The 21,869-nt window shown below is 39.0% G+C and carries 19 protein-coding genes and 1 pseudogene; 5 read left to right on the top strand and 15 right to left on the bottom strand.

Annotated elements, in window-relative coordinates; genetic code table 11:
- Positions 1–13: 13 nt before the first annotated feature.
- Positions 14–292: pseudogene (locus tag CBF29_RS03550) on the top strand (transposase); the annotation flags it as partial.
- Between the two features lie 335 nt (positions 293–627).
- Here CBF29_RS03550 and CBF29_RS03545 read toward each other — a convergent pair.
- Positions 628–3,450 (bottom strand): Cna B-type domain-containing protein, encoded by a 2,823-nt coding sequence (locus CBF29_RS03545; RefSeq protein ID WP_126807395.1) that lies wholly within the window; start codon positions 3,448–3,450, stop codon positions 628–630.
- 668 nt (positions 3,451–4,118) lie between these two features.
- Positions 4,119–4,607 (bottom strand): QueT transporter family protein, encoded by a 489-nt coding sequence (locus CBF29_RS03540; protein WP_126807393.1) that lies wholly within the window; start codon positions 4,605–4,607, stop codon positions 4,119–4,121.
- 241 nt (positions 4,608–4,848) lie between these two features.
- On the opposite strand from CBF29_RS03540, the gene CBF29_RS13705 reads away from it, so the two are divergent.
- A complete protein-coding gene (locus CBF29_RS13705) occupies positions 4,849–4,998 on the top strand; it encodes a hypothetical protein (RefSeq protein WP_170169981.1) in 150 nt (49 codons plus the stop codon).
- Positions 4,999–5,118: 120 nt separating this feature from the next.
- Entirely contained in the window at positions 5,119–6,075 is a 957-nt protein-coding gene (locus CBF29_RS03535) for a diacylglycerol/lipid kinase family protein (protein ID WP_170169980.1), read from the top strand.
- 34 nt (positions 6,076–6,109) lie between these two features.
- Here the strand turns inward: CBF29_RS03535 and recD2 are convergent, their stop codons facing one another.
- The 11 genes from recD2 to CBF29_RS03480 form a co-directional block, all read right to left on the bottom strand.
- Positions 6,110–8,587 carry an SF1B family DNA helicase RecD2 gene (gene recD2 / locus CBF29_RS03530; protein ID WP_126807388.1) on the bottom strand — a complete coding sequence of 826 codons (2,478 nt, stop codon included), beginning with the start codon at positions 8,585–8,587 and terminating at the stop codon, positions 6,110–6,112.
- A gap of 84 nt (positions 8,588–8,671) precedes the next feature.
- Positions 8,672–9,751, bottom strand: a complete 1,080-nt coding sequence (locus CBF29_RS03525) for a SepM family pheromone-processing serine protease (protein ID WP_245987240.1) — start codon at positions 9,749–9,751, stop codon at positions 8,672–8,674.
- A 23-nt stretch (positions 9,752–9,774) separates the two neighbouring features.
- The gene (gene coaD, locus CBF29_RS03520) at positions 9,775–10,263 is read right to left on the bottom strand and encodes a pantetheine-phosphate adenylyltransferase (protein WP_126807386.1); all 489 of its coding nucleotides are present in this window, start codon (positions 10,261–10,263) and stop codon (positions 9,775–9,777) included.
- Positions 10,264–10,824: a 16S rRNA (guanine(966)-N(2))-methyltransferase RsmD gene (rsmD, locus tag CBF29_RS03515; RefSeq protein ID WP_126807384.1), complete on the bottom strand. Its 561-nt coding sequence runs from the start codon at positions 10,822–10,824 to the stop codon at positions 10,264–10,266.
- A gap of 74 nt (positions 10,825–10,898) precedes the next feature.
- Entirely contained in the window at positions 10,899–11,234 is a 336-nt protein-coding gene (locus CBF29_RS03510; RefSeq protein WP_126807382.1) for a YlbG family protein, read from the bottom strand.
- Complete coding sequence (locus CBF29_RS03505; protein ID WP_126807380.1) at positions 11,224–11,652, bottom strand: YlbF/YmcA family competence regulator; 429 nt, start codon at positions 11,650–11,652, stop codon at positions 11,224–11,226. Before CBF29_RS03505 ends, CBF29_RS03510 begins: the two co-directional genes overlap by 11 nt.
- A gap of 10 nt (positions 11,653–11,662) precedes the next feature.
- Positions 11,663–12,799 (bottom strand): CAP-associated domain-containing protein, encoded by a 1,137-nt coding sequence (locus CBF29_RS03500; protein WP_170169979.1) that lies wholly within the window; start codon positions 12,797–12,799, stop codon positions 11,663–11,665.
- Positions 12,800–12,830: 31 nt separating this feature from the next.
- Positions 12,831–16,256, bottom strand: coding sequence for a pyruvate carboxylase (locus tag CBF29_RS03495; protein ID WP_126807376.1), 3,426 nt, complete (start codon positions 16,254–16,256; stop codon positions 12,831–12,833).
- Between the two features lie 17 nt (positions 16,257–16,273).
- Complete coding sequence (locus CBF29_RS03490; protein WP_126807374.1) at positions 16,274–17,488, bottom strand: FtsW/RodA/SpoVE family cell cycle protein; 1,215 nt, start codon at positions 17,486–17,488, stop codon at positions 16,274–16,276.
- 14 nt (positions 17,489–17,502) lie between these two features.
- Positions 17,503–17,793, bottom strand: a complete 291-nt coding sequence (locus CBF29_RS03485) for an Fpa/YlaN family protein (protein WP_126807372.1) — start codon at positions 17,791–17,793, stop codon at positions 17,503–17,505.
- 337 nt (positions 17,794–18,130) lie between these two features.
- Entirely contained in the window at positions 18,131–18,739 is a 609-nt protein-coding gene (locus CBF29_RS03480) for a superoxide dismutase (RefSeq protein WP_126807371.1), read from the bottom strand.
- A 160-nt stretch (positions 18,740–18,899) separates the two neighbouring features.
- On the opposite strand from CBF29_RS03480, the gene CBF29_RS03475 reads away from it, so the two are divergent.
- Both CBF29_RS03475 and CBF29_RS03470 read left to right on the top strand, forming a co-directional pair.
- Positions 18,900–19,700 (top strand): DUF1189 family protein, encoded by an 801-nt coding sequence (locus tag CBF29_RS03475; RefSeq protein WP_126807370.1) that lies wholly within the window; start codon positions 18,900–18,902, stop codon positions 19,698–19,700.
- A 23-nt stretch (positions 19,701–19,723) separates the two neighbouring features.
- The gene (locus CBF29_RS03470) at positions 19,724–20,683 is read left to right on the top strand and encodes an NAD(P)-dependent oxidoreductase (RefSeq protein WP_126807368.1); all 960 of its coding nucleotides are present in this window, start codon (positions 19,724–19,726) and stop codon (positions 20,681–20,683) included.
- A gap of 51 nt (positions 20,684–20,734) precedes the next feature.
- Here CBF29_RS03470 and CBF29_RS03465 read toward each other — a convergent pair whose 3' ends face one another.
- The gene (locus CBF29_RS03465) at positions 20,735–21,031 is read right to left on the bottom strand and encodes a HesB/YadR/YfhF family protein (RefSeq protein WP_126807366.1); all 297 of its coding nucleotides are present in this window, start codon (positions 21,029–21,031) and stop codon (positions 20,735–20,737) included.
- Positions 21,032–21,193: 162 nt separating this feature from the next.
- Positions 21,194–21,856, bottom strand: a complete 663-nt coding sequence (locus CBF29_RS03460; protein ID WP_126807364.1) for a potassium channel family protein — start codon at positions 21,854–21,856, stop codon at positions 21,194–21,196.
- Between the last annotated feature and the right edge of the window lie 13 nt (positions 21,857–21,869).

The raw sequence follows: 21,869 nt of genomic DNA, 5'->3' as shown, positions 1-21,869 counted from the left end.
CACAAAATTCTTTACAGACCTTCCAAAAATGGTCAAACTGCTCCTGAATCCTGCCATACTAACTTTTTTCAATTTTCCTCCCTCCATCAGACGAACCATTTATTCTACTAATCTGATTGAAGACTTTAATAAACAACTGAAAAAATATACAAAGAGAAAAGAACAATTTCCTAATGAAGAATCTTTAGAAAGATTCTTAGTTTCTCAATTCAATAATTATACTTAAACATTTTTAGGACGTGTCCACAAAGGGTTCAAAGATATTCAAGATACATTAGAATCAATGTTTTAACTCACAGGACAGGATGGACTGTTCTATTTACACATAATTCTTGACGCTACCCAGAAGCATTGTTCGATGAGTTAGTGCTCTAAAATAATAATTCTTAATAAAAAGCAGGCTGTAGTAAGATTTCATCATGCCACCATTATTCTTTTTTCTTATATTCTTTTTTCTTAACTCCACTTTTGGTACTCATAAAAAATATACAGTTCTTTTGTTATTGTTAGCGCGATAAAAGCTAAACAGCAAAGAAAACTATGTGCAGTACCTCATGATATTTAAATATTACTTAGAGATAATCAAAAAGGACAAACAGTAATTAGCTTGTCCTTTTTGATGGGTGATTAGTGTTCAGATTTTTTTCGTTTCACAATAGCAAAAACAACAATTCCTAACAATAAAATCCCCAATAACACGGGTATTAGCGATGTTTTTTCTCCCGTTTTCGGTAGGACACTTGATTTATTTGAATGTTTGATTTTTAGATTTTCACTGTTAGAATTTTTAGAATCTGATCCAGAATCTGTTGGTTTTGGTGTATGATTATTAGTGATAATGATATTTCCTTTATTAGAATCATTAATTACCGTTGTATATCCTTTAACTTTGGTAATTTCCTTTACTGTATACATGATATCTTCACCACTAACTTTTTGGTCTAAGTCTGTCCAAGTATACGTCCAATCCATGCTTTCTGTTAATGAAATCGGCTCACCGATCTCTTCCCCATCAGCATACAGCTGTACTTGGATACTTTCAGGACGCAATCCGTCTTGATTGTTACCGTCATCCCAAGCTTTGGTGACCGTCACACTTGTTTTCTTTGGTGTGTAACTATTAGTAATTGTCGTGCCATCAATGGTAGTTGTATAATCTGAAACTTCATCTTCGGTTACCGTGTAGCGAATTGCTTCTCCGTCTTGGTATTGTGGGACATCTGTAAATTCATATGCCCAGCCGTCAGTTTCCGTGACTTCTTTACTTTCAACGACTTGCCCATTGGCCAACAAATTCACTGTGATCGACTCAGGACGTTTACCATCTTGATTGTTTTTATCATCCCAGACCTTCGTCCCTTTGATAGTGGTGACCTCAGGTGAATGACTATTAGTGATAATAATATTTCCCTTATTCGTATCATCAACTACTGACGTGTATCCTTTAACTTCAGTCATTTCCTTTACCGTATACATGACGTCTTCACCGCTGGCTTTTTGGTCTAAATCTGTCCAAGTATACGTCCAATCCGTGCTTTCGGTTAAGGTCATTGGTTCGCCTACCACTATCCTATCAGCATACAACTGTACTTGGATACTTTCAGGACGCAATCCGTCTTGATTGTTGCCGTCTTCCCAAGCTTTGGTGACCGTCACACTAGTCTTCTCTGGAGTGTAACTATTAATAATTGTCGTGCCATCAATAATAGTCGTATAGCCTGAAACTTCATCTTCGGTTACCGTGTAGCGGATTTCTTCGCCGTCTTTGTATTGCGGGATATCTGTAAATTCATATGTCCAGCTGTTGATTGCGGTGACTTCTTTACTCTCAACGACTTGCCCGTTGCCTAGCAGATTCACTGTAATCGACTCGGGGCGTTTATCATCTTGATTGTTTTTATCATCCCAAACCTTCGTCCCTTTGATAGTGGTGACCTCGGGTGTATGGCTATTGGTTATCGTAGTGACTCCCACTCCAGCAGAATCAATGGTAATGTTATAGTTCTCCGTATACCCATCTGGCACATTAATTTCTTTAGCCATGTATTTAGCGTTAATATCTAAGTTATTAAATGATGTCGTCCATGAATTGTTACTTTCGAGAGCAACAGGACTCCCTTCTTCTTCGCCATCTTTATACAATTGAATTTCCACATTTTCAGGACGCTTTCCATCTTGGTCATCACTATCATTCCATACTTTTTTTACGACTAAATCAGTTAACGTATAACCAGTTCCAGCCGCACCCGTCTCTGGTGTAAAAGCTTCTAACGCTTGCTGTTGAATATTGTCACCAGTAAATTGGATGCTATTTGAGTAGAAGTTGGATGCTCCACCATCTGTCGCTCGAGTTGAATAATATATAAAAATTTTATTATTAATATTACCAAAATTTATTTTAAAACTTGAATTATCATAAGTGATATCAGCAGTGGTTTTATTTACTGATTCATAACGGTCTACGGTTCCATCTGATTTAAAGAATATAATGGACAATGTTTCCGGCATAAAAGTTTGAGAGTTACCGATAAAATCTTCTAAAATGGCATTCGTTATATCTAATCCGCCATTGTTCAGAGTAACAGTCCACTTAACTAAGGTGTCGTCATCTGGACTTAAACGTCCGCTTTTTGTTAGCAATCGCGTATCGGGACCGACTTCTTTAAAATAAACACTCGTTTCTTTAAATCCCCAGTCAATCGTATTGTTAGCACCATTCTTTATTTTAGACGTGTCCCAAAGCACAAAAACACTGAAGCTACCCGTGATGTTAGTCCTATTATTCTCTTCCACATAATTAGTAAATGTGATTATTATTTTTTTAGTATCTTTATCAACTGATGCTTTACCAATCACATGATTGCCGCTGTCAAATAAATCAAAAGTGGTTGATTTTTGTATAATAAAAATTTCAGGGACATCTACTGTCATGGTGTCTCCGGTTTTAACATTTGATCCACTAGGTATGTTAAAATCCCATTTGGCACTATTGTTTGAATTTCCCGTAGTTTCTTTTACAACCTTTCCATTTGAATCATATAGGTTAGCATCTACGATAAAATCTAAGCCATAATCTTGTGAAGAAGCAGAAACTGATGGTGCCCGTGTTTGTTGTTCAGCCGATTGAATAGATTCCGATTGCTGTATTTGATCAGTTTGTGTTCTTTTTAGAGTAGCGGAATTATCTGTGGCAACTTGTTTACCTTCATTCTCAGCAGGTGTCATTTGGGAAGTTGATTCAGTACTTTTTTCATGCCCGATGAACGCCACTGTTTCTGTTGTTTCAGTTTTCATTGATTCTGCATCGGCAACCATATTTGTTATTTCAGTTTGCGTTTGTTCTGTACTGTCAACTGTTCCAATTGTATCCGCCAGTACATTTAAAGGCGTTGTCATAATCGCGTTAAATATAACAAACAAACTTAAGCACTTTAAGATATTTTTTTTCATCTCGATTGATCCCTTCTTTCTTTTCTAATTTTAAGTTGTTCAATTAACATAGCATTTAACCCTATATACAAACATCTTACTATATTCATTTCACAAATACATTATATTATTTTATTTTTTAAATTACATCATTTTTGCTTGATTTTATCACATTATTAGTCTTTTTTTAAAAGGATCTTTTATTTTATAACAACACTTTTTCTTAATATGGCTGGTTTCTTGTTATTATAAAATCATATTATATATAATCATTTAATTCTAAAATGTTAAAAACAGTACTAAGCAAGGGTGAAATTAACCTATAACTCCTTTGCTAGAATAAAACAAAAAAGCCAATAACATTTGAGAGACTACTCTCGTTGTTATCAGCTCTGCGTCTTAGCATCTGATTCATTTATAAGTGTTAATCTAAAACTTTAAAAATTGATAGTCCTTTTATTTTTACACAATGGGAAAGATAAAGAGAGTAGTTTCTTTTAAGTATGTTGTCCTTGTTTTGCTAGTTCTAACTCAAACTATGATACTTGCACCTTTGTTTCTTGATTTAGGTATTTTCACAATAACCCAATTAATATTTGACATTTAAGGCAATAAAAAAAGACCTGCATTAGTCAGACTTTTCTCCAACTTTTGCCGGTCAATACAAAGACTTTTTTTAATCCAATAGACTAAAAATCTAAATTTATTCTGGAACTAATATAGTACATTACAGGGGCAGCGATTCCCATAACGATAAATTCGCTTAGTGCCGTCCAACCGTAAGTCAGCCAAAACGGTGCCTGTATGGTCACATACAGCATCCAAGCAATCAATCCCATGCTAATGCTGAAAACCAGAACATTGGCTGCCAAGAGCCATCTGACATCTTTAATGTATTTTTTTAAAAAGCTGGTAATCAGCAGTGCTGCCAATGTTTGACCTCCGCCAAATATCACATCCAGCATCCCGAATTCCGAAAACATTAAATTATATAAGACAACGCCAAAAAATACGCCCCAAATCAATTTTTTATTGAAAACAACCAAATGATTGAGACTTTCAGATATTCTGAATTGAATAGGACCAGAAGCCACAGGGCTCACTAAAATGGTCAGGACAAGGTACATGGCTGCAACAATACCATTAATGAGCAGCCCTTTCGTTTTCTTATTTTGCATAAAAATTTCCTCCTAGTTTTGATGACGCGGGATGGTATGAATGAACCGCGATATTTTTTAATTCTCTACTACTCTAGCTCTTTTTATTCACAAAGTCAATTGCTATTCTGAAGTACCTTCAGCTTTTCAAAAGGTTTTGTTTGCTTTTTTTTCATCTATAGTGTAATATATGAATGTTGGAATTTCGTTATCAAATAAACGTTAAACGCCTTCTATCAAAACTATGAAGGGAGAGAATGTTATGATTTACGATAACGCTCAATTTAAGTACCGTGTGGCTTTAAACACGCAGACACAAACTTTTATCGCTTATGATGCAAAAGACGATTCAAAAGTTGGTTACGGTATTACAATTGAAAAGGCAGTAGAAGCATTGAAAAATCTTATCTAAGGAGTTTTCTGATGAACGATTCTTGTACTGACTCAAGATGAAGAAGTCATTAGCACAATATCATGTGGCCTAATGACTTTTTTTATTTACCGACAATCTAAACAAACGAAAGGATTCACTATGAATTATTTGTTTTTGCATATTATCGCAAACGAACATTCTGGAGGCGGTAAGGGAAAACTAGCCGCAGCAGAAGTTAAGAACTATTTAGATGAAAAGAAAGTGCCTTATCAATTTTACCGTTCAGAGTATGCTGGGCATGCGATTGAACTTGCCGGAAACCTATTGCAAACTACTCTCAAACCTTGGTCAAAAGACCTCCAAGCCCCTTATCCTTTACTAGTGGTCTTAGGCGGAGATGGCACTCTCCATGAGGTAACGAACGCTTTAGGGGATCACTTCGATATTCCCATGGGCTATATTCCTAGCGGTTCGGGAAACGACTTTGCACGAAGTACTGGCATTCCCCGCGAATCTTTAGAAGCCCTAAAACTAATTTTAGCCACTTCTAAGCCACAAGAACTGTTCATTTTAAGCAGTCTGGACAAAACGACCGGACAAAACACATTGATTACCAACAACTTGGGCATTGGTTTAGACGCATCCATTGTTGCGGCCGCCAATCAGTCTGAAAAGAAGCAATCCTTCAATCGTCTGCAAATGGGCGCATTCATTTATTTATTTTCAGCTATCAAGGTGCTGTTTCAACAAGAAGGATTTCCTTTGTCCGTAAAAATAAATGGGGAAGCAGTGACGTTTGAGCGGGCATTCCTTGTTACCTGTACCAAACACCCTTACTTTGGCGGCGGGGTAAAAATCGCCCCAAACGCTTCATCCTTTGAGCAAAACCTTGAGTTGATTGTGGTTGAAAGAATCCCACTCTACAAGATTTTATATTTGGTCTTCCTTTTATTTCGGGGAAAACATCTTGAATCCAAAAATGTTTATCATTTTAACGCAAAAAAAATAAGTCTTGCAACTTCTTCCAAAGAATATGGTCAGATGAGTGGTGAGATTATTCCCAAGCAGGGCTTTGATGTGACGCTATCCACTGTTAAAAGATTTTTTTGGTTTTAAAAAAGACACAACCTATATTTTAGATTGTGTCTTTTTATGTTTGAAAATCATAGGGTGTCAGGGTCTCATCCATCCCGACCATCGGTGAAATCATCCGTTGCTCGATTTTATCCAGTGTCAGTATCCAACTTTCAGATACCTTTTCCTCTGAATCTGCCAAAACATCTTCTTCCCCTATCAGAAATTCTGGTTTAGCTGCCTCTGCCTTCTGAAGCGGCTCATTATCATACGTCACGGAAAGAAGACTGCCTTCCACCACTCCAATGGCTTCTGAAATTCTCTTCAGCAAATAAGTTTTACGGTTAGTTCCTTCATTTTCTACTGCACGTTTAAACGCTCCTAATTCTCCCAGTAAAATCAGTTTTTCCTGACTTCTAGTGATCCCTGTATACAATAAATTTCGCTGCAGCATCCGAAAATATTGTTGTACCATCGGCATGATCACCATTTTGAACTCACTGCCTTGGGATTTATGGATAGAACAGCAATAAGATAGAGTAATTTTATTCCACTCGCTTCGCTGGTAAGTCACTTCTGTCTGATCAAAAGAAATCACCAGCTTATCAACTTTGTCCTCATTATCTTTCGCATAGATTATCCCAGTGATTGCTCCCATATCCCCGTTGAAAACATTAAGTTCAGGTTCATTCACTAGCTGCAGGACTTTATCCCCAATCCGATAAACTTTATCGTTCCACTTGACCTCTTTTCGAGTACCCGTCTCATTAGGATTAAAAACTTCCTGCATCATTTTATTTAAATTATCAATACCTGCAACTCCCCGATACATGGGAGCCAAAATTTGAATATCTTGTGCTGTAAATCCTTTAATCTGAGCCTTTTTTACAATCTGCTCAATTAAACCTTCCACTTGATAAGCATTACAAGAGAAAAATGAACGGTCACTTTGATTTTCATGGAAGTCTCTTGGCAATAGCCCGTTCTTTATACTATGTGCCAAAGGAATGATTGAAGAATCATTTCCTTGACGATAAATTTCAGTCAGTTCACGGCTGGGAATTTCATTCACTTGCAGTAAATCATGAAGGACCTGCCCCGGACCGACAGAAGGCAGCTGATCTTTATCTCCCACAAAAATAACTTGCATATTTGTTGGAATCGACTTTAAAAGTGTGTTAGCCAGCCAAGTATCCACCATAGACATCTCGTCTACAATCAAAATACCTCCCTCCAGCTCTTGGACTTCTTCCATGCTGTTCTTCTCCAAGCCAGTCAAACCCAGCATGCGGTGAATCGTACTGGCAGGCAATCCGGTAGTTTCATTCATCCGTTTAGCCGCCCGACCAGTAGGTGCTGCCAATAATATTGGGAACACTTCATCATGATAGTCATTAATATCCAAAGACAAGTCATTGAGTGCGGCAAATAATGAAACAATCCCATTGACCACCGTCGTCTTTCCAGTTCCGGGACCACCGGTAAGAATAAATAATGGTGAACAGATGGCTTCCTTCATTGCTTCCACTTGAGAAGGACCATAGGACATGCCATTACTCTCTTCTAACAAATTGATTAATTCGGTTATTTTCTCATCATCGTAGTGTATACGTTTTTTACGGGATAATAAACGCTTAATAGAAGTCCCAATCCCCATTTCAGCAAAACACAGAGAATTGTCAAAAATTTTAGTTTCTTCTTGTTGAATTTTATTTTCTTCTGTCAGCTGAATAATTTGGTCCGCTACCATCTGAGGGGATATTTCAACAGAACGGCTGCTTTCCAGCGTTTCAATAACTTCCCTAAGCAAATCTTCTGCTTCCATGTAGGTGTTGCCCTCACTCATGGAGTTTTGCAACAACTCAAACTGAATAGCTGCCCGCAATCTCACAGGAGCATCCGCTGCGATTCCCAGTCTTTCTGCCAAGGCGTCTGCCCTTTTAAATCCTACTCCTTCTATATCTTCAATCAAGCGATAAGGGTCTTCTTCAATCAGTTCAAGAGTCTCTCCCTTGTACAACTGATAAATGGTCATTGCTAACTGACTTCCAAACCCATACTCATGCAGCGAGACAATCATCTGTTCCATGCCATAATTTTCGCGAATACCTTCTTGCAGAGTCTGCTGGCGTTTTTTTGTCAAACCAGGAATCTCTGATAAGCGACTAGGATCATTCATTATTACTTCAATCGCATCAGAACCTAACATATCAACAATTTTTTCCGCAGTTTTTTTCCCGATACCTGGAAAAGCTTCCCCTGAAAGATACTCGACCAGACCATTTTCTGTTGTCGGTTTCACTTTTTTATAAGTAGTAGCTTGGAACTGTCTGCCATATCTGGGATGATCCACAATATCTCCAAAAAATTGATAAGTTTCCCCTTCTAAAATATCTCCAAAACTTCCAGTCACTACAATTTCAGGTTCTTCATAGCGGCTATTGGTTTCTTCAACCGCAATCAACATCACTTTATAAAAATTGGCCGGATTTTGGAAAAAAACAGCCTGAACACTGCCGTTTATATATGGCTTATCTATCATTTGTTCTTCCATAGCCTAATTTCCTCTCCTTATCCAATCATTCATAATCAATCTTAAACTTTCCACTCACTGATTACAAGAAAAAAACAGCAAGTCTTACTCACTGTCTTTGTAATTCAAACTTTCCATATACTCCAATGCATCTTGTACTGTTTTGACTGGAACAATCTCCATCTTGGTATTTATTTTTTTTGCAGCTGCCAAAGCTTGCTGATAATTGTTTTTAAGATCGGGATACTTATCCAGTACTTCTTTTGAATAAGACTCATCAGGGGCAAAAAAGATTTCAGCTCCCGCCCGATCAGCTGCAACCACTTTTTTATCGATCCCGCCGATCATTCCGACTTTCCCGTCACTTCTTATTTCTCCAGTCCCAGCTATCACGTGGCCTTTCCTCAAGGATTGTCCAGTGAGAGACTCATAAATTTCCAGCGTGAACATTAACCCCGCCGAGGGACCGCCAATCCCTTCAACCTCAAACGTAATTTCCCGATCAGATACCAGTTCTGTGTGCTCTGTCAAAGTGATGCCCACACCCACTGGATTTTCTTCACTTAATTTGGTAAGTTTACCGGAAATGGTTTTCTTTTCACCATCACGTTCGATTTTTAGAGTGATTGTTTCTCCCAACTCTTTAGACGCGACATAATCCATAAACTCTTCTGTTGTTTCAAATGATAAGTCGTCCACTTGATAGACCAGATCCCCCACAGCCAACTTTCCCCTAAAATCAGACGTAGCCATAACATCCATCACGTAGATGCCTTTGTAAGAGAAATGATAGGTTTCTCCTGCCAGATCCAAAGCTACTTTTTTTGCCATATTTTCTGATGAAGACATTTGCAACTCTCCAAGCAGTTCATGTTCTTCACTGGTATTATCACCTAGGAAATCTCTTTCGGGAATGACCTCTTGGAAGGTGTCCTTTTTTGCCAGCAAAAAGGTAGCTGGTGTGGCTTGTCTGATGCCTACCGTTGTTAATAAATAAGCTCCTGTCTGGTCATTGCTTTTTCCGTCCACTCGAACGAACTGCTGGACATCTTCAGCACTTCCCGGCATCTCAATAAAATAAGGGATGGGAATAAAAATACTGGCTACCAACATAAATGACAGGATAAAAATACTGGCAAAAATGGCAAAGCGTTTTTTGTGACGTCTATTTTGAGGAAATTTCATCTTAAAAATCCTTTTCTTTAAAATTATTTTTCTTGATATTTTTTAAGCAAGGCTTGGTTAACAGCTTCGGGAAGAAATTTGGAAACATCTCCCCCAAAACTTGCGATTTCTTTAATAATACTTGAGCTTAATTTACTATGTTCCGGCGTGGCTAGCAAGAATACTGTCTCAATATCAGAAAACAACTCTTGATTCATCTGGGCAATGTTTTTTTCATACTCATAATCCTGAATATTGCGGATACCTCTGATCAAAAATGATGCGCCCAGCTCTTTAGCCAGCTCAACAGTTAATCCTGATTGATGGGTCGCTACAGAAACATTGCTCAAGTGTTTTGTACACTCCTTGACCAGTTGTGTTTTTTCATCAGGACTGAACAAAGACTGCTTGCGAGTATTTGTCATGATTGCAATGATGACCTCGTCAAACAAGCCGGCTGAACGCTCGATCGTATTTAAATGACCAAGAGTCAAAGGATCAAAACTCCCGGGAAACAAACCAATCTTTTTCATCTAAGCACCTGCTTTCTTTTGATAAATTGTGATTCTAGTGTTGCCATACAATTGATTTTTTTTACAAATCAAACCTGTAATATTCTCGCCCAATTCGACGGACTTATCTGTTTCACAAACAACCGTCCCTCTCTCGGCGATCAAACCGTTCGCCAGCATAAAATCAAGTTCTTCTTCAATTTTTTGCATCATATAGGGCGGGTCTAGAAAAATCAAGTCGAATCCATTACCCGCTTGAGCAAATTCTTGCAAAGCAATGGCGGCTTTTTTTTTCATGATTACCACTTGCTGCTCGGCTTTCAGCAGGCTGACATTATCTTTGATCACTTTGATCGCTTGATGGTGATGATCGACACAGTAAGCTTGACTGCATCCTCTAGATAATGCTTCTAGAGCCAAGTTGCCGCTGCCGCAATACAAATCTAAAACTGTTTCACCGTCAAAGTAAGGACCAATCATGTTAAAAACGGCTCCTTTAATCTTATCTGAGGTCGGACGGGTGTTGCTGCCTTCCAAAGATTTTAACCGTCGACCTTTAAATTTTCCTGCCACGATTCTCATCAGAGTTTCACTTCCATTTCATAAAAAAATTCATCAAGGCGGCTTATCGGGCACTTGATGAATTTTTCAGTTCATTAAACTTTATCTGACAGTTTGATTGTCGTGCCAAGTTCCTCGACATCAAAACCGTCATCATCCTCCAAATCGATTTTACTATACTCGATAGAAACATCTGGACGATAGGACCGCTCAACACTCCGCACAAAGTTCAATTTTTCAATCACCGACATATTTTTTTCAATGGCTACCTCATCCATGTAAATCAAAACATACTTCATCTGTCTCGACACATAACTGATAATGCCAAATTTCCTCAGCTGGCGAAGGGGGCGTAAGGTGTGCATCCAAACAATCAATGCCCGGCGTTTTTTCCACGGCAATATCTGCTCTTGTTTTTCATTATCCAACATGACAGCTACCTCCACATCCTCTTTGGGCAAATTCAAAAAACGGGTTCCCTGCGTCTATTTTAATATCCGGCGAGACAGTCTGTGCCAAGCGATAAGAAATAGTATCTAAAATTTCTTGCAGATCACTTTCATTTCTCCGGAAATTCATAATCAATGGATCAGTATCGATGCGACGTTTTTCTTGACGAACCGCCCGGCGTTTTTCCTGATAATCCGGTGCATGTTTGCCATAAGCCTCCACAGGTTCAAACGAACGTTTCGCTGCTGAAAAGCTGTTGATTTTACTTTGAACGTCTTCCGATGCTTCCATAGCAATTTTACTAGAAATGAGTTTCTCCATTGTATAGCTTTCAGTGATTTTTTCAATCAATTCATTCAGCTGATCCTCTATGGCAAAAACTTCTTCAGTGTAAATCATTACTCTATTCCTACTTTCCTTCATCACTTGTTGCTGTTTCTTCAGATGGTGATTCTCTGAGCATCAGCAGAATAAAATCATCCTTGAATGATACGCCGATTTCTCCCTGTTCTATTTGATTCAAGGGCAGATGGGGCAGAAGTTTGCCATACCATTGCATCAGCATATACGGAATGTCCCGTGTAGGAGTATAGGCTAACCCATAAGTGTTATCCAGCGAAATTTTATTTTCTTTCGCAATTTTTTCGATTTCCTTTTGCGTCAAATAAAAGGGCTGTCGATAGGTTTGAATATTCCTTTGTAGTGCCAACTCTTCCAATGCCTCTTTTTCCAAGTAAGTTTCTTTTTCATCCAGAAAGCTGGTAAGCAACTCACTGCTGTCAAGAAACAGCTGCCCATTTGCAACAAAGATTTCTTTTCCCTCACGTTCACGAATGAGATTGACAAGGGAAAAAAACTGTCTTTCCAAATGTCTCTGAGAAACTTCTGAAACATCTGATTCATTGTTTTTACTCTCAGGAAGTTCGCCTTCCTGCAAATTATAAGGCATTAAGGAAAGCAAGGAGGCGGTATTCAAGTATCTGATCCCAGTGACCTTTTCACTTTCCCCGTCAATATGCAGGATAGCAAAACTTTCATTATCAAACGCAACAAGGGGTTGTGTACTCATGTCCTTTTCAGTAAGTTCCACAACGTAGTCTTTCCCGCTTTGCTGGAAACTAAAATTAGAATAAAGAGTTGTGACAGATGACATTTCATGCAAGGTCATGCCGATATTAAAATAATCACATTCAATCCCAGTCCCTAGAACAAAGATAGACTGAATCACCTTATCTTCTATTAACAATTGGAGATAATCAGACCCGTCCTCTCCAAAAATCCACCAAGAACTAGTGTTATCTACTTCCTGTATCTCGATAGGTTCTCCAAAGTTTTGAACAAAGGCCTCGGCTTTTTGTCCAATATACTGAGACAAACCAGTAGAAGAAACTTTTCCTTGCATAAACTTCTGACCTTTTTCATCAGGAACTTCTGAGCCTATGTCAAGAGGTTTAGGAGCTCTATCATCGGGAAAAATAATTGGCTGCATGTAGGCTATTATCAGAAAAATAACTGATACCAGAAAAAAATGAGCAATTCTTTTCACGCCTCTCCCCTCTTTCATCTGTGGTCTATGTCTACCTTGGTGTTATCTCGACCAGCAAGTCCCCCGACTGAATCGGATCTCCTGCTACGGCATGGACTACGCTGATTATACCATCAAATGGCGCTTGAATCATTGTTTCCATCTTCATAGCCTCTGTGACCATGAGTGTTTGACCTTTTTTCACCGTTTCCCCAGTCGTCACAAGCACATCTAAAACAGACCCGGGCATTGTTGCTCCGATATGTTCCTTTTTCGTCGGCTCAGCTTTAGGTTTCAAAATGACCTGAGACTTGACACTATTATCTTTGATAACAATCTCACGACGCTGTCCGTTAAAGATAAAGTACAGTATCCGATTCCCTTCGATATTAGGTTCGCCAACCTCGTCTAAACGAATATTAAAGTGCTTGCCTTTTTCAATTTTCACTCGAATGGTTTCATTCGGCCGCATACCATAAAAGAAACTAGGTGTATCCAAAACTGTTAAATCACCATAAGTATCATTTGATTTTCGATAATCCAAAAATACTTGTGGGTACATGATGTAACTCAGCACTTCTTCGTGACTTGGCTGATAGTCAATCAGCTTTTCCAGTTCTGCCGCAACTTTAGCAAAGTCCACAGGCTCAGCTAATGACCCCGGTCTGACTTCAATTGATGGACGTCCCTGTAAAATAATTTCTTTTAGTTTTTCAGGGAAACCGCCTGTCGGCTGGCCTAAGTCTCCTCGGAAGAAACTGACAACTGATTCAGGGAAGCTTAGAGTATCTCCTTTAGCGTAAACATCTTCTTCTGTCAAATCGTTTTGTACCATAAACAATGCCATGTCTCCCACAACTTTCGAGGAAGGTGTTACTTTGACGATATCGCCGAACATTTGGTTGACTTCAGCATATACTAGCTTGATTTTCTCCCATTGGTCTTCCAAACCAACGGCTTTAGCCTGTTGCTGCAAATTAGAGTATTGTCCTCCCGGCATTTCATGGGCATAAACTTCTGTTTGTGGCGCATTGATGCCATTTTCGAATTGGGAGTAATAAGTTCGAACATTTTCCCAGTAATGATTGATTCGCTGTGCATTACCGATATCAATCTTTGGTGTTTTTTCATCTTCACCCAAGGCGTAATAAAAACTACTCATACTTGGCTGGCTGGTAGAACTGCTCATGGCACTTGTCGCTACATCGACAATATCTACTCCCGCACGGACGGCAGAAGAGTAAGTGATGATACCATTACCGCTAGTATCATGCATGTGCAAATGAATCGGCAGCGAGACCTTGTCCTTGAGGGCACTTATCAAATGGTAAGCCGCTTGAGGTTTCATCAACCCGGCCATATCCTTAATAGCAATAATATGGGCGCCCATTTTTTCCAGCTCCAAAGCAAGATTAACATAATAGTCAATATTATATTTTTTTCTCGTCGGAGATAAAGCATCTCCTGTATAGCAAATCGCAGCTTCCGCAATTTTTCCGGTGTCACGAACGACCTGAATACTTTTTTCCATCTGAGGCAGCCAATTCAAGCTGTCAAAAATTCTAAAAACATCAATTCCTTGACGGGCAGACTCTTTAATAAATTCTTCGATGACATTGTCAGGATAATTTTGATAGCCAACTGCGTTAGAACCGCGGAACAACATTTGAAGCAGCGTGTTAGGCATTGCTTCACGGATTTTTCTTAATCGGACCCAAGGATCCTCATTTAAAAAGCGGTACGCAACATCAAAGGTGGCGCCGCCCCACACTTCACATGAAAACAACTGAGGCAGTGCTTCTTCAGTACAACTGGCGATCTTAACAATATCCTGCGTCCTTACTCGAGTAGCTAATAAACTTTGGTGAGCATCTCTAAACGTTGTATCTGTCAGCAACACTGCTTCCTGTTCCTTGATCCAATCTCTGACTCCCTCTGGCCCTTGGCTATCCAAAATATTTTTACCTGTCGGACCTGCTTCACCAGGATTTAAAGCAATTTTACCCGGTTTTGTAAAGACCGGTTTGTTGACTTTTTCAATGCCAGGAAAACCATTGACTGTCACTTCCCCAAGGTACTTTAACATCCGATTTCCGCGATCACGGATTCGGGGGAAAACAAACAGTTCAGGAGCTCCATCAATAAAGGTTGTTTTGGCCTCTCCTGTTTGGAATTGTTCATGATTGATAACATTAGATAGAAAAATAATATTAGTTTTTACACCGCGAATCCTAAATTCTTTCAATGCCCGTTTCATTTTTGTTACAGCTTTGGAAAAATCGGACCCGTAAGTACATACTTTAACTAATAAAGAATCAAAATATGGTGTCACTTCTGCCCCTGTATAAGCATTACCAACATCTAAACGGACACCTAAACCACCCGGCGAACGATATGTATCGATTGTGCCGGTATCAGGTAAAAAGTTATTGGCAGGATCTTCAGTCGTTATCCGGCACTGAATCGCTGCTCCTTTTATTTTGATCTCTTTTTGTTCCGGAATATCAATTTCTTCGTGGAGTCGCAATCCTTGTGCAATCTGCAGCTGTGCCACCACGATATCTGTATCGGTAATCATTTCTGTAATCGTATGTTCTACTTGAACCCGTGGATTGACTTCAATAAAATAAAACTGGTCATCTTCCACTAAAAATTCCACTGTCCCTGCATTGGAATATCCCACATGCTTCATTAGACGGACAGCAGCATCACAGATTTCTTCTCGCAACTCTTCTGAAATAGAAACGCATGGTGCCACCTCCACCACTTTCTGATGGCGACGTTGAACAGAACAATCCCGCTCGTAAAGATGGACAATATTCCCATGTTCGTCCCCTAAAATTTGTACTTCAATATGTTTTGGATCTTTAATATATTTTTCCACATAAACTTCACTGCTTCCAAAAGCTGCCTTGGCTTCGCTTGATGCTCTAGAAAAACCATCTTTTGCTTCCTCAGCATTGCGCACGATACGCATACCTCGTCCGCCGCCGCCAAGTGCCGCTTTGATTATCAGCGGATAGCCATGACTTTCACCAAAGGCCAGCACACCGTCCAGATGATTCACAGGACCGTCTGTTCCAGGAATAGATTGGATCCCCGCTTCATCAGCTGCAGCCTTCGCTTTGATTTTATCTCCAAAAATATCTAAATTTTCAATAGATGGACCAATAAATTTGATTCCTTCCTCTGCACATCTTCTGGCAAAAGTAACATTTTCAGATAAAAAGCCATAGCCTGGGTGAATACCATCAGCACCAGAATTTTTAGCGATTCTGATGATATCTTCAATATCTAAGTAGGCTTCAATCGGTTTTTTCCCTTCTCCTACCAGATAAGCTTCATCTGCTTTATATCGATGAATGGCATCTTCATCCTCTGCCGCAAAAATTCCGACTGTCGGCATGTCTAATTCAGTACATGCACGGAACACTCGGACAGCAATCTCTCCTCGATTTGCAACCAACACTTTTTTCATTCACCCATATCCCCTCTCTACTGAGTTTGTTTCATTGGAATGACAACCTCAGCCTGTCTTTGATATTTTTTTCTTAATTCATCGGCTCGTATGTTTAACACAAAACCAACACCTATCGAAAGAGCTAGCAAGCTCGATCCCCCTTGACTTAAAAACGGGAAGGTAACCCCAGTTAACGGGATGATGCCAGTGATGCCGCCAATATTTACAAATGTTTGAACTAATAGCATGCCGCCGATTCCAATACACATCAAAGAATTAAAGGGATGTGTCGCTCTTATCCCGACCATGATGATTCTTAAAATCAAAAAGAACAATAATAATAAAATCAGCATAGCAACGATCAGACCTAACTCTTCAATAACAATAGAAAACATAAAATCAGATTCTGCTACTGGGAGAAAGCCTTTCTTTTGAATACTGTTTCCTAAACCTCTGCCAAACAATCCGCCATTAAACATCGCATAGTAGGAATGCACCATCTGCAGTCCACTGCCATAAGCATCTATAAAAGGATTTCTCATGACTAAAAACCGCTCCACGATATACTGCTTATTCTCTGGTAAAAGTGCAGGTCCTAATAAACTAACCAGTTCAATCGCAATAAAGCTCAAGCTGACCCCACCTACACCAATCACAATGCCGTACCAATAGCTGACGCCGCTGGCTAACAGCATAATAATGACCAGTAAGACTAAAATAGCTGCTCCACCGGTATCAGGCTGGATCAGCACGAGAAAAATCAAACTTGAAACAAGCAATACTGGCTTTAAGACTGCCTGTTTAAATCCGTGAACTATAGTGTCCTGTCTTCGCGATAAAATATATGCCAGGTACCAGATGACCATGATTTTTAAAAATTCCACCGGTTGCAGAGTGATCGGTCCTAATTGAAACCATCCTTGCGCCCCGCCGGCCTGTAAACTGAAGGTTTTAGTAAATCTGGTCAAAAGAAGCATCGTACTGATGACTGCAATGCCTAGAACAAGAAGTCCTTTGCTCTGTAAAAATTTTGTTTTCATTTGATAAATAATAACCATCAGTATCAGCCCTAGAGCCAGATAAAGTGCCTGCTTTGCCGCAGCAGCGGTATCGGGTTGAGGCGGATCACTGGTAATCAGCCGGTAAGCCGTGGCACTGTAAACCATCACCACACCTAAAACAGAAAGAATGAGATAGGGTATCAAGATTCCATAATCTAGAAAGAACCTCTTTTTTGTTTTTTTCGCCAAACCTTACACCTCTTCTATTCCTGAGTTTCTTTTTGACCTTCGTATATTTCAGAATACACCTGATTCAATTTTTTTTCTAAATCGGCTAAAATCTGTTGTCCTTCTTTTATCGAAATGACACCCATTTTTTCAGCAAAATCTACTTGGCGGCTAAACCCATACATCTGGGTATCAACAACTTCTTCAAAAGCTTTACATTGAGCAATACACAAATGATTACGCTGATTGCTGATCAATGTTTTAATTTTATCTGCTTCTTCGATTAATATTTTCATCGCTTGTTGATATTCCTTTTCAGTTTTCATTTCAAGCCCTCCTTTAGTTCCATTTATTATAGCATATTTTCATTGAAATACTTTGGATCATTTTCTAAATATGCCATCTTTGGCTACTTCTATTTTACTATAAAACCTTAGAATAAAAGGAACCAAAAAAAGTTTCATTAAAATTTTCTCATTTTCGATTATCTCAGTTTAACCTAATCTTCTCAAAATAGTCAACCCCTTTTTATTTAAAGAGGCTTATTTGTTTGAGATAATCTTTTGAATGAGTCTTGTACTTAATGATGAGTTATAAAAATTTTTGCTTGTTTAGACAAAAAAAGACTTCCAGACGAATTTGTCTGAAAGTCTGACTTTTATATTATTTTGCTGCTTCGTAGCGTTTATTTACTTCATCCCAGTTGACAACATTCCAGAATGCTTTGATATAATCTGGACGAACGTTGCTGTACTTCTTATAATAAGCATGTTCCCAAACGTCAATACCAAGAACTGGTGTCTTGCCTTCTGTTAAAGGAGAATCTTGATTAGGTGTAGACATAACTTCTAATTCCCCATTATTGACAACTAGCCATGCCCAACCAGAACCAAAACGGCCAGTAGCTGCAGCGGCGAATTCTGCTTTAAAGTTATCAAAACTGCCAAATTTTGCATCAATCGCTTCTTTGATTGCACCTGTTGGTTCGCCACCAGCATTAGGTGCCATAATTTCCCAGAAGAACGCATGGTTAGCGTGTCCTCCACCATTGTTACGAACTGCTGTACGGATATCTTCGGGAACATTTGCTAAATCTGCTACCAAGTCATCAATATTTTTTTCGCCTAATTCAGGATGTTTTTCAATCGCTGCATTCAAATTGGTTACATAAGTGTTGTGATGTTTATCATGATGCAAATGCATCGTTTCAACATCAATGTGTGGCTCTAATGCCTCGTATGCGTAAGGTAAATCTGGTAATGTATAGCTCATCAACAAAACCTCCATAATTATTTATTATATTTTATTAACACAAGTCTAATGTATCACTGTTCAGAAACTAATTCAAAATAAATGCCTTATAGAAGTGGCAGATTTTTGAAATCTTGATGAAAAAGAGATACAATAAAATAAAACTCAAAGGAGCAACTGAATGAACACATTTCAGTTATTTAAAAATTCTTTAAAAAAACCAACCGATTTGTACAGTGCCAAAGATTTGCCGTTTGTGAAATCTTTTCTCTATTTTTTATTTCTAGGATTGGTATTACTAATTCCTGTACTGGCACAAACAATAGAGATGTTAGGAACTTTTCAAAATGATATGAGTAAAATTGCGGCAGAAATGCCTGAATTTTCTATTCAAGACAACCAGCTGACAACTGATGAGAAAGACTCAAGTTTTCTTTACAAAACTAACTATATGTTTTTCACTTTCGATCCAGATGGCATACAAACAGCTGAAGGCTTGCAGAAAGATATCACTGGAAACAAAATTGCTGTCGGCCTGTTAGAAAATGAACTAGTCCTTGCGACAACTGAGGGCAGTTTGCTTTCCTCATTGCTCGAGACAAACAAGCTGGTAATTCCGTACAAGAATCTATCGGACAGCAAGTTGATTTCTCGAAACTTTTTCAAAGAACTAGGAACTTCCACAGGCAATCGTTTGACGGTTATCCTATTGGTCGTCCTTAGTTTGATGGGACCAGTGCTGATTGATTTCGCTTTTTCTCTCTTCTTTGGCGCCTTTATCGCCCACTTGCTGAGTGGTGCTCGCTTTTTAGGACTGAAGTTAGGCCAAAGTGTAAAAATTCTCTTATTTGCCTCGACGCTCCCTGTTTTTTTCTGTGCGATCGCAGGAATTTTTTTCCAACTCCCTACCAGCTCGATCATTATGCTTGTAAGCATCTTTTACTATTTCCAAATCATTCGGGGAGAGTTGAGAACAAAATAACTTACAGAAATGAGTGACATGCTATGACCAATCTATTGATTTTACGTCCGTTAAAAGATAATTCGGTGCAAGCAATCAAACGTTGTGCGCCAAACTTCAACATACTGACAAGTACTGACGGGCTATCTCTTGATGAACTGAAAAATGTTGAAATCACTGTTGGATGGGAAAACAACGTTGGCGAACAACTTCTCCAGTTAAAAGAAGAAGGGCAGGGCATCCTGAATTGGATTCAAACCTACTCTGCCGGAGTGGATGATTTAGACCTCAAACGCTTGAAAGAAAACAATATTATTTTAACCAATGCCAGCGGTGTCCACGCTTCCCAGATCAGCGAATCAGTGATTGCTATGCTCTTGTCCCACTACCGAGGGATTTTAACTGCACATAAAGCACAAGAAAACAAAACATGGGAAAGAATCAGGCTGAACGATTTGGCTTTGAAAAAAATGCTGATTGTGGGAACCGGCAATATCGGACGACAATTGGCAAAAGTTGCCAGCGCTATGGCAGTGGATGTTTATGGCGTTAACCGTTCTGGCCGCCAGCTGCCTGAATTCAATAAAATTTACCCGCAAAAAGAAATTGATGACGTGTTGCCAACTATGGACATTGTCATCAGTATTTTACCCTTGACCGATGAAACCTATCATTTGTTTAATAGCCAGCGTTTTGAAAAATTCAAAAAAGGGGCTGTCTTTGTTAATGTAGGACGGGGCGAATCAGTGGATACTTCTGCTTTAATTACTGCTTGCCAGTCAGACCGTATCGACTTTGCCGCACTGGATGTTTTTGAAGAGGAACCATTACCGAACAGCAGTCCTCTCTGGACGTTGGATAATGTATTGATTACACCCCACATCTCAGGGATTTCTATAAACTATCAGGAGAAATTTATGAAAATTCTTTTAGAAAATCTCAATGCTTACAAAGAGCAGTTGCCTCTGCCTAAAAATGTTGTGGATTATACGTTAGGTTATTAGATTTTAATAAAAAAGCAAAAAGTTGCTGTTTTAAACAACTTTTTGCTTTTTTTATTTTTCTTCTTGAAAGAAATAAATAGGTTCCTGCCGCTGTTCATCATAACCGACTGTCAGGTCGTAACCAGCAAAGAACCAGTCATCAGCATGCTCAGTAAAGTAAGTGATACCTTCTTTTTCGAATACCGCAAGAGGCGCTTCAGGACTCTCGACTCTCATCCCTGTCGAAAAACCCTCATGGACATTAGTCTTACCGCCATATTTTCCAAAAAAATGAACATAACTTCCTGATTCAAGTTCTAGTTCAGTCTGAAACCACTTGTGTGCATTATCCAGAACATTGATTTTCATCTATTTAACCACACTTTCTCTTGTTGTTCTCTTATATCTCACTTATCATAGCACATTACGCCCAAATCTCTTCTTTCAATGCTTAGGCTTTGGTTAGTACAAATAACTTTAAAATAAAAAAAGATAGGAACATCACAATGATGCACTGCCCATTTCTAAAAATTAATTCATCACATCATCCATATGCTCCACATCTTTTGTTTCCCCTATGACGAACAACACGTCATTTAAAAGTACTACTTCGTCTGCGGGTGGTGAAACAATCAAACGTTGATTTTTTCTTCTAATCGCGATCACGTTTAGTCCAAACTTCTGACGTAAATTCAACTGCAGCAGACTCTTATCAGCAAACTTATCATTACTGATTTGGATTTCAGCGATCGAATATTCATCCGACAGCTCCAGATAATCTAAAATATTTTTTGAAATCAGCTGATGCGCTACCCGTTCCCCCATGTCACGCTCAGGATGAACTACCCGATCTGCACCGACTTTTTCCAAAACTTTTGCATGATAAGTATTTTGGGCTTTGGCAGTGATACGTGTGACACCCATTTCTTTTGCCATTAAGGTTACCAAAATACTTGCCTGAATATCTTCGCCAATAGCAATAATGACATGATCAAAATTCCTTAAACCAAGAGAGCGCAGTGCCATCTCATCCTGTGCATTTGCCACAATAGCATGGGTGGCGATATCCATATATTCATTCACCCGATCTTCATCCCGATCGATCGCTAAAACTTCTTGGCCCGCTTCAATCAATGCGGTACATACACTGGCACCAAAACGTCCCAGTCCAATGATTGCAAAACTTTGTTTCATTTCTTGTTTATCT

This window comes from Vagococcus elongatus (genome assembly GCF_003987645.1).
GTDB lineage: Bacteria > Bacillota > Bacilli > Lactobacillales > Vagococcaceae > Vagococcus_A > Vagococcus_A elongatus.
The sequence above is the reverse complement of the archived record's forward strand: the minus strand, read 5'-3'. Positions and strand labels throughout refer to the sequence as shown.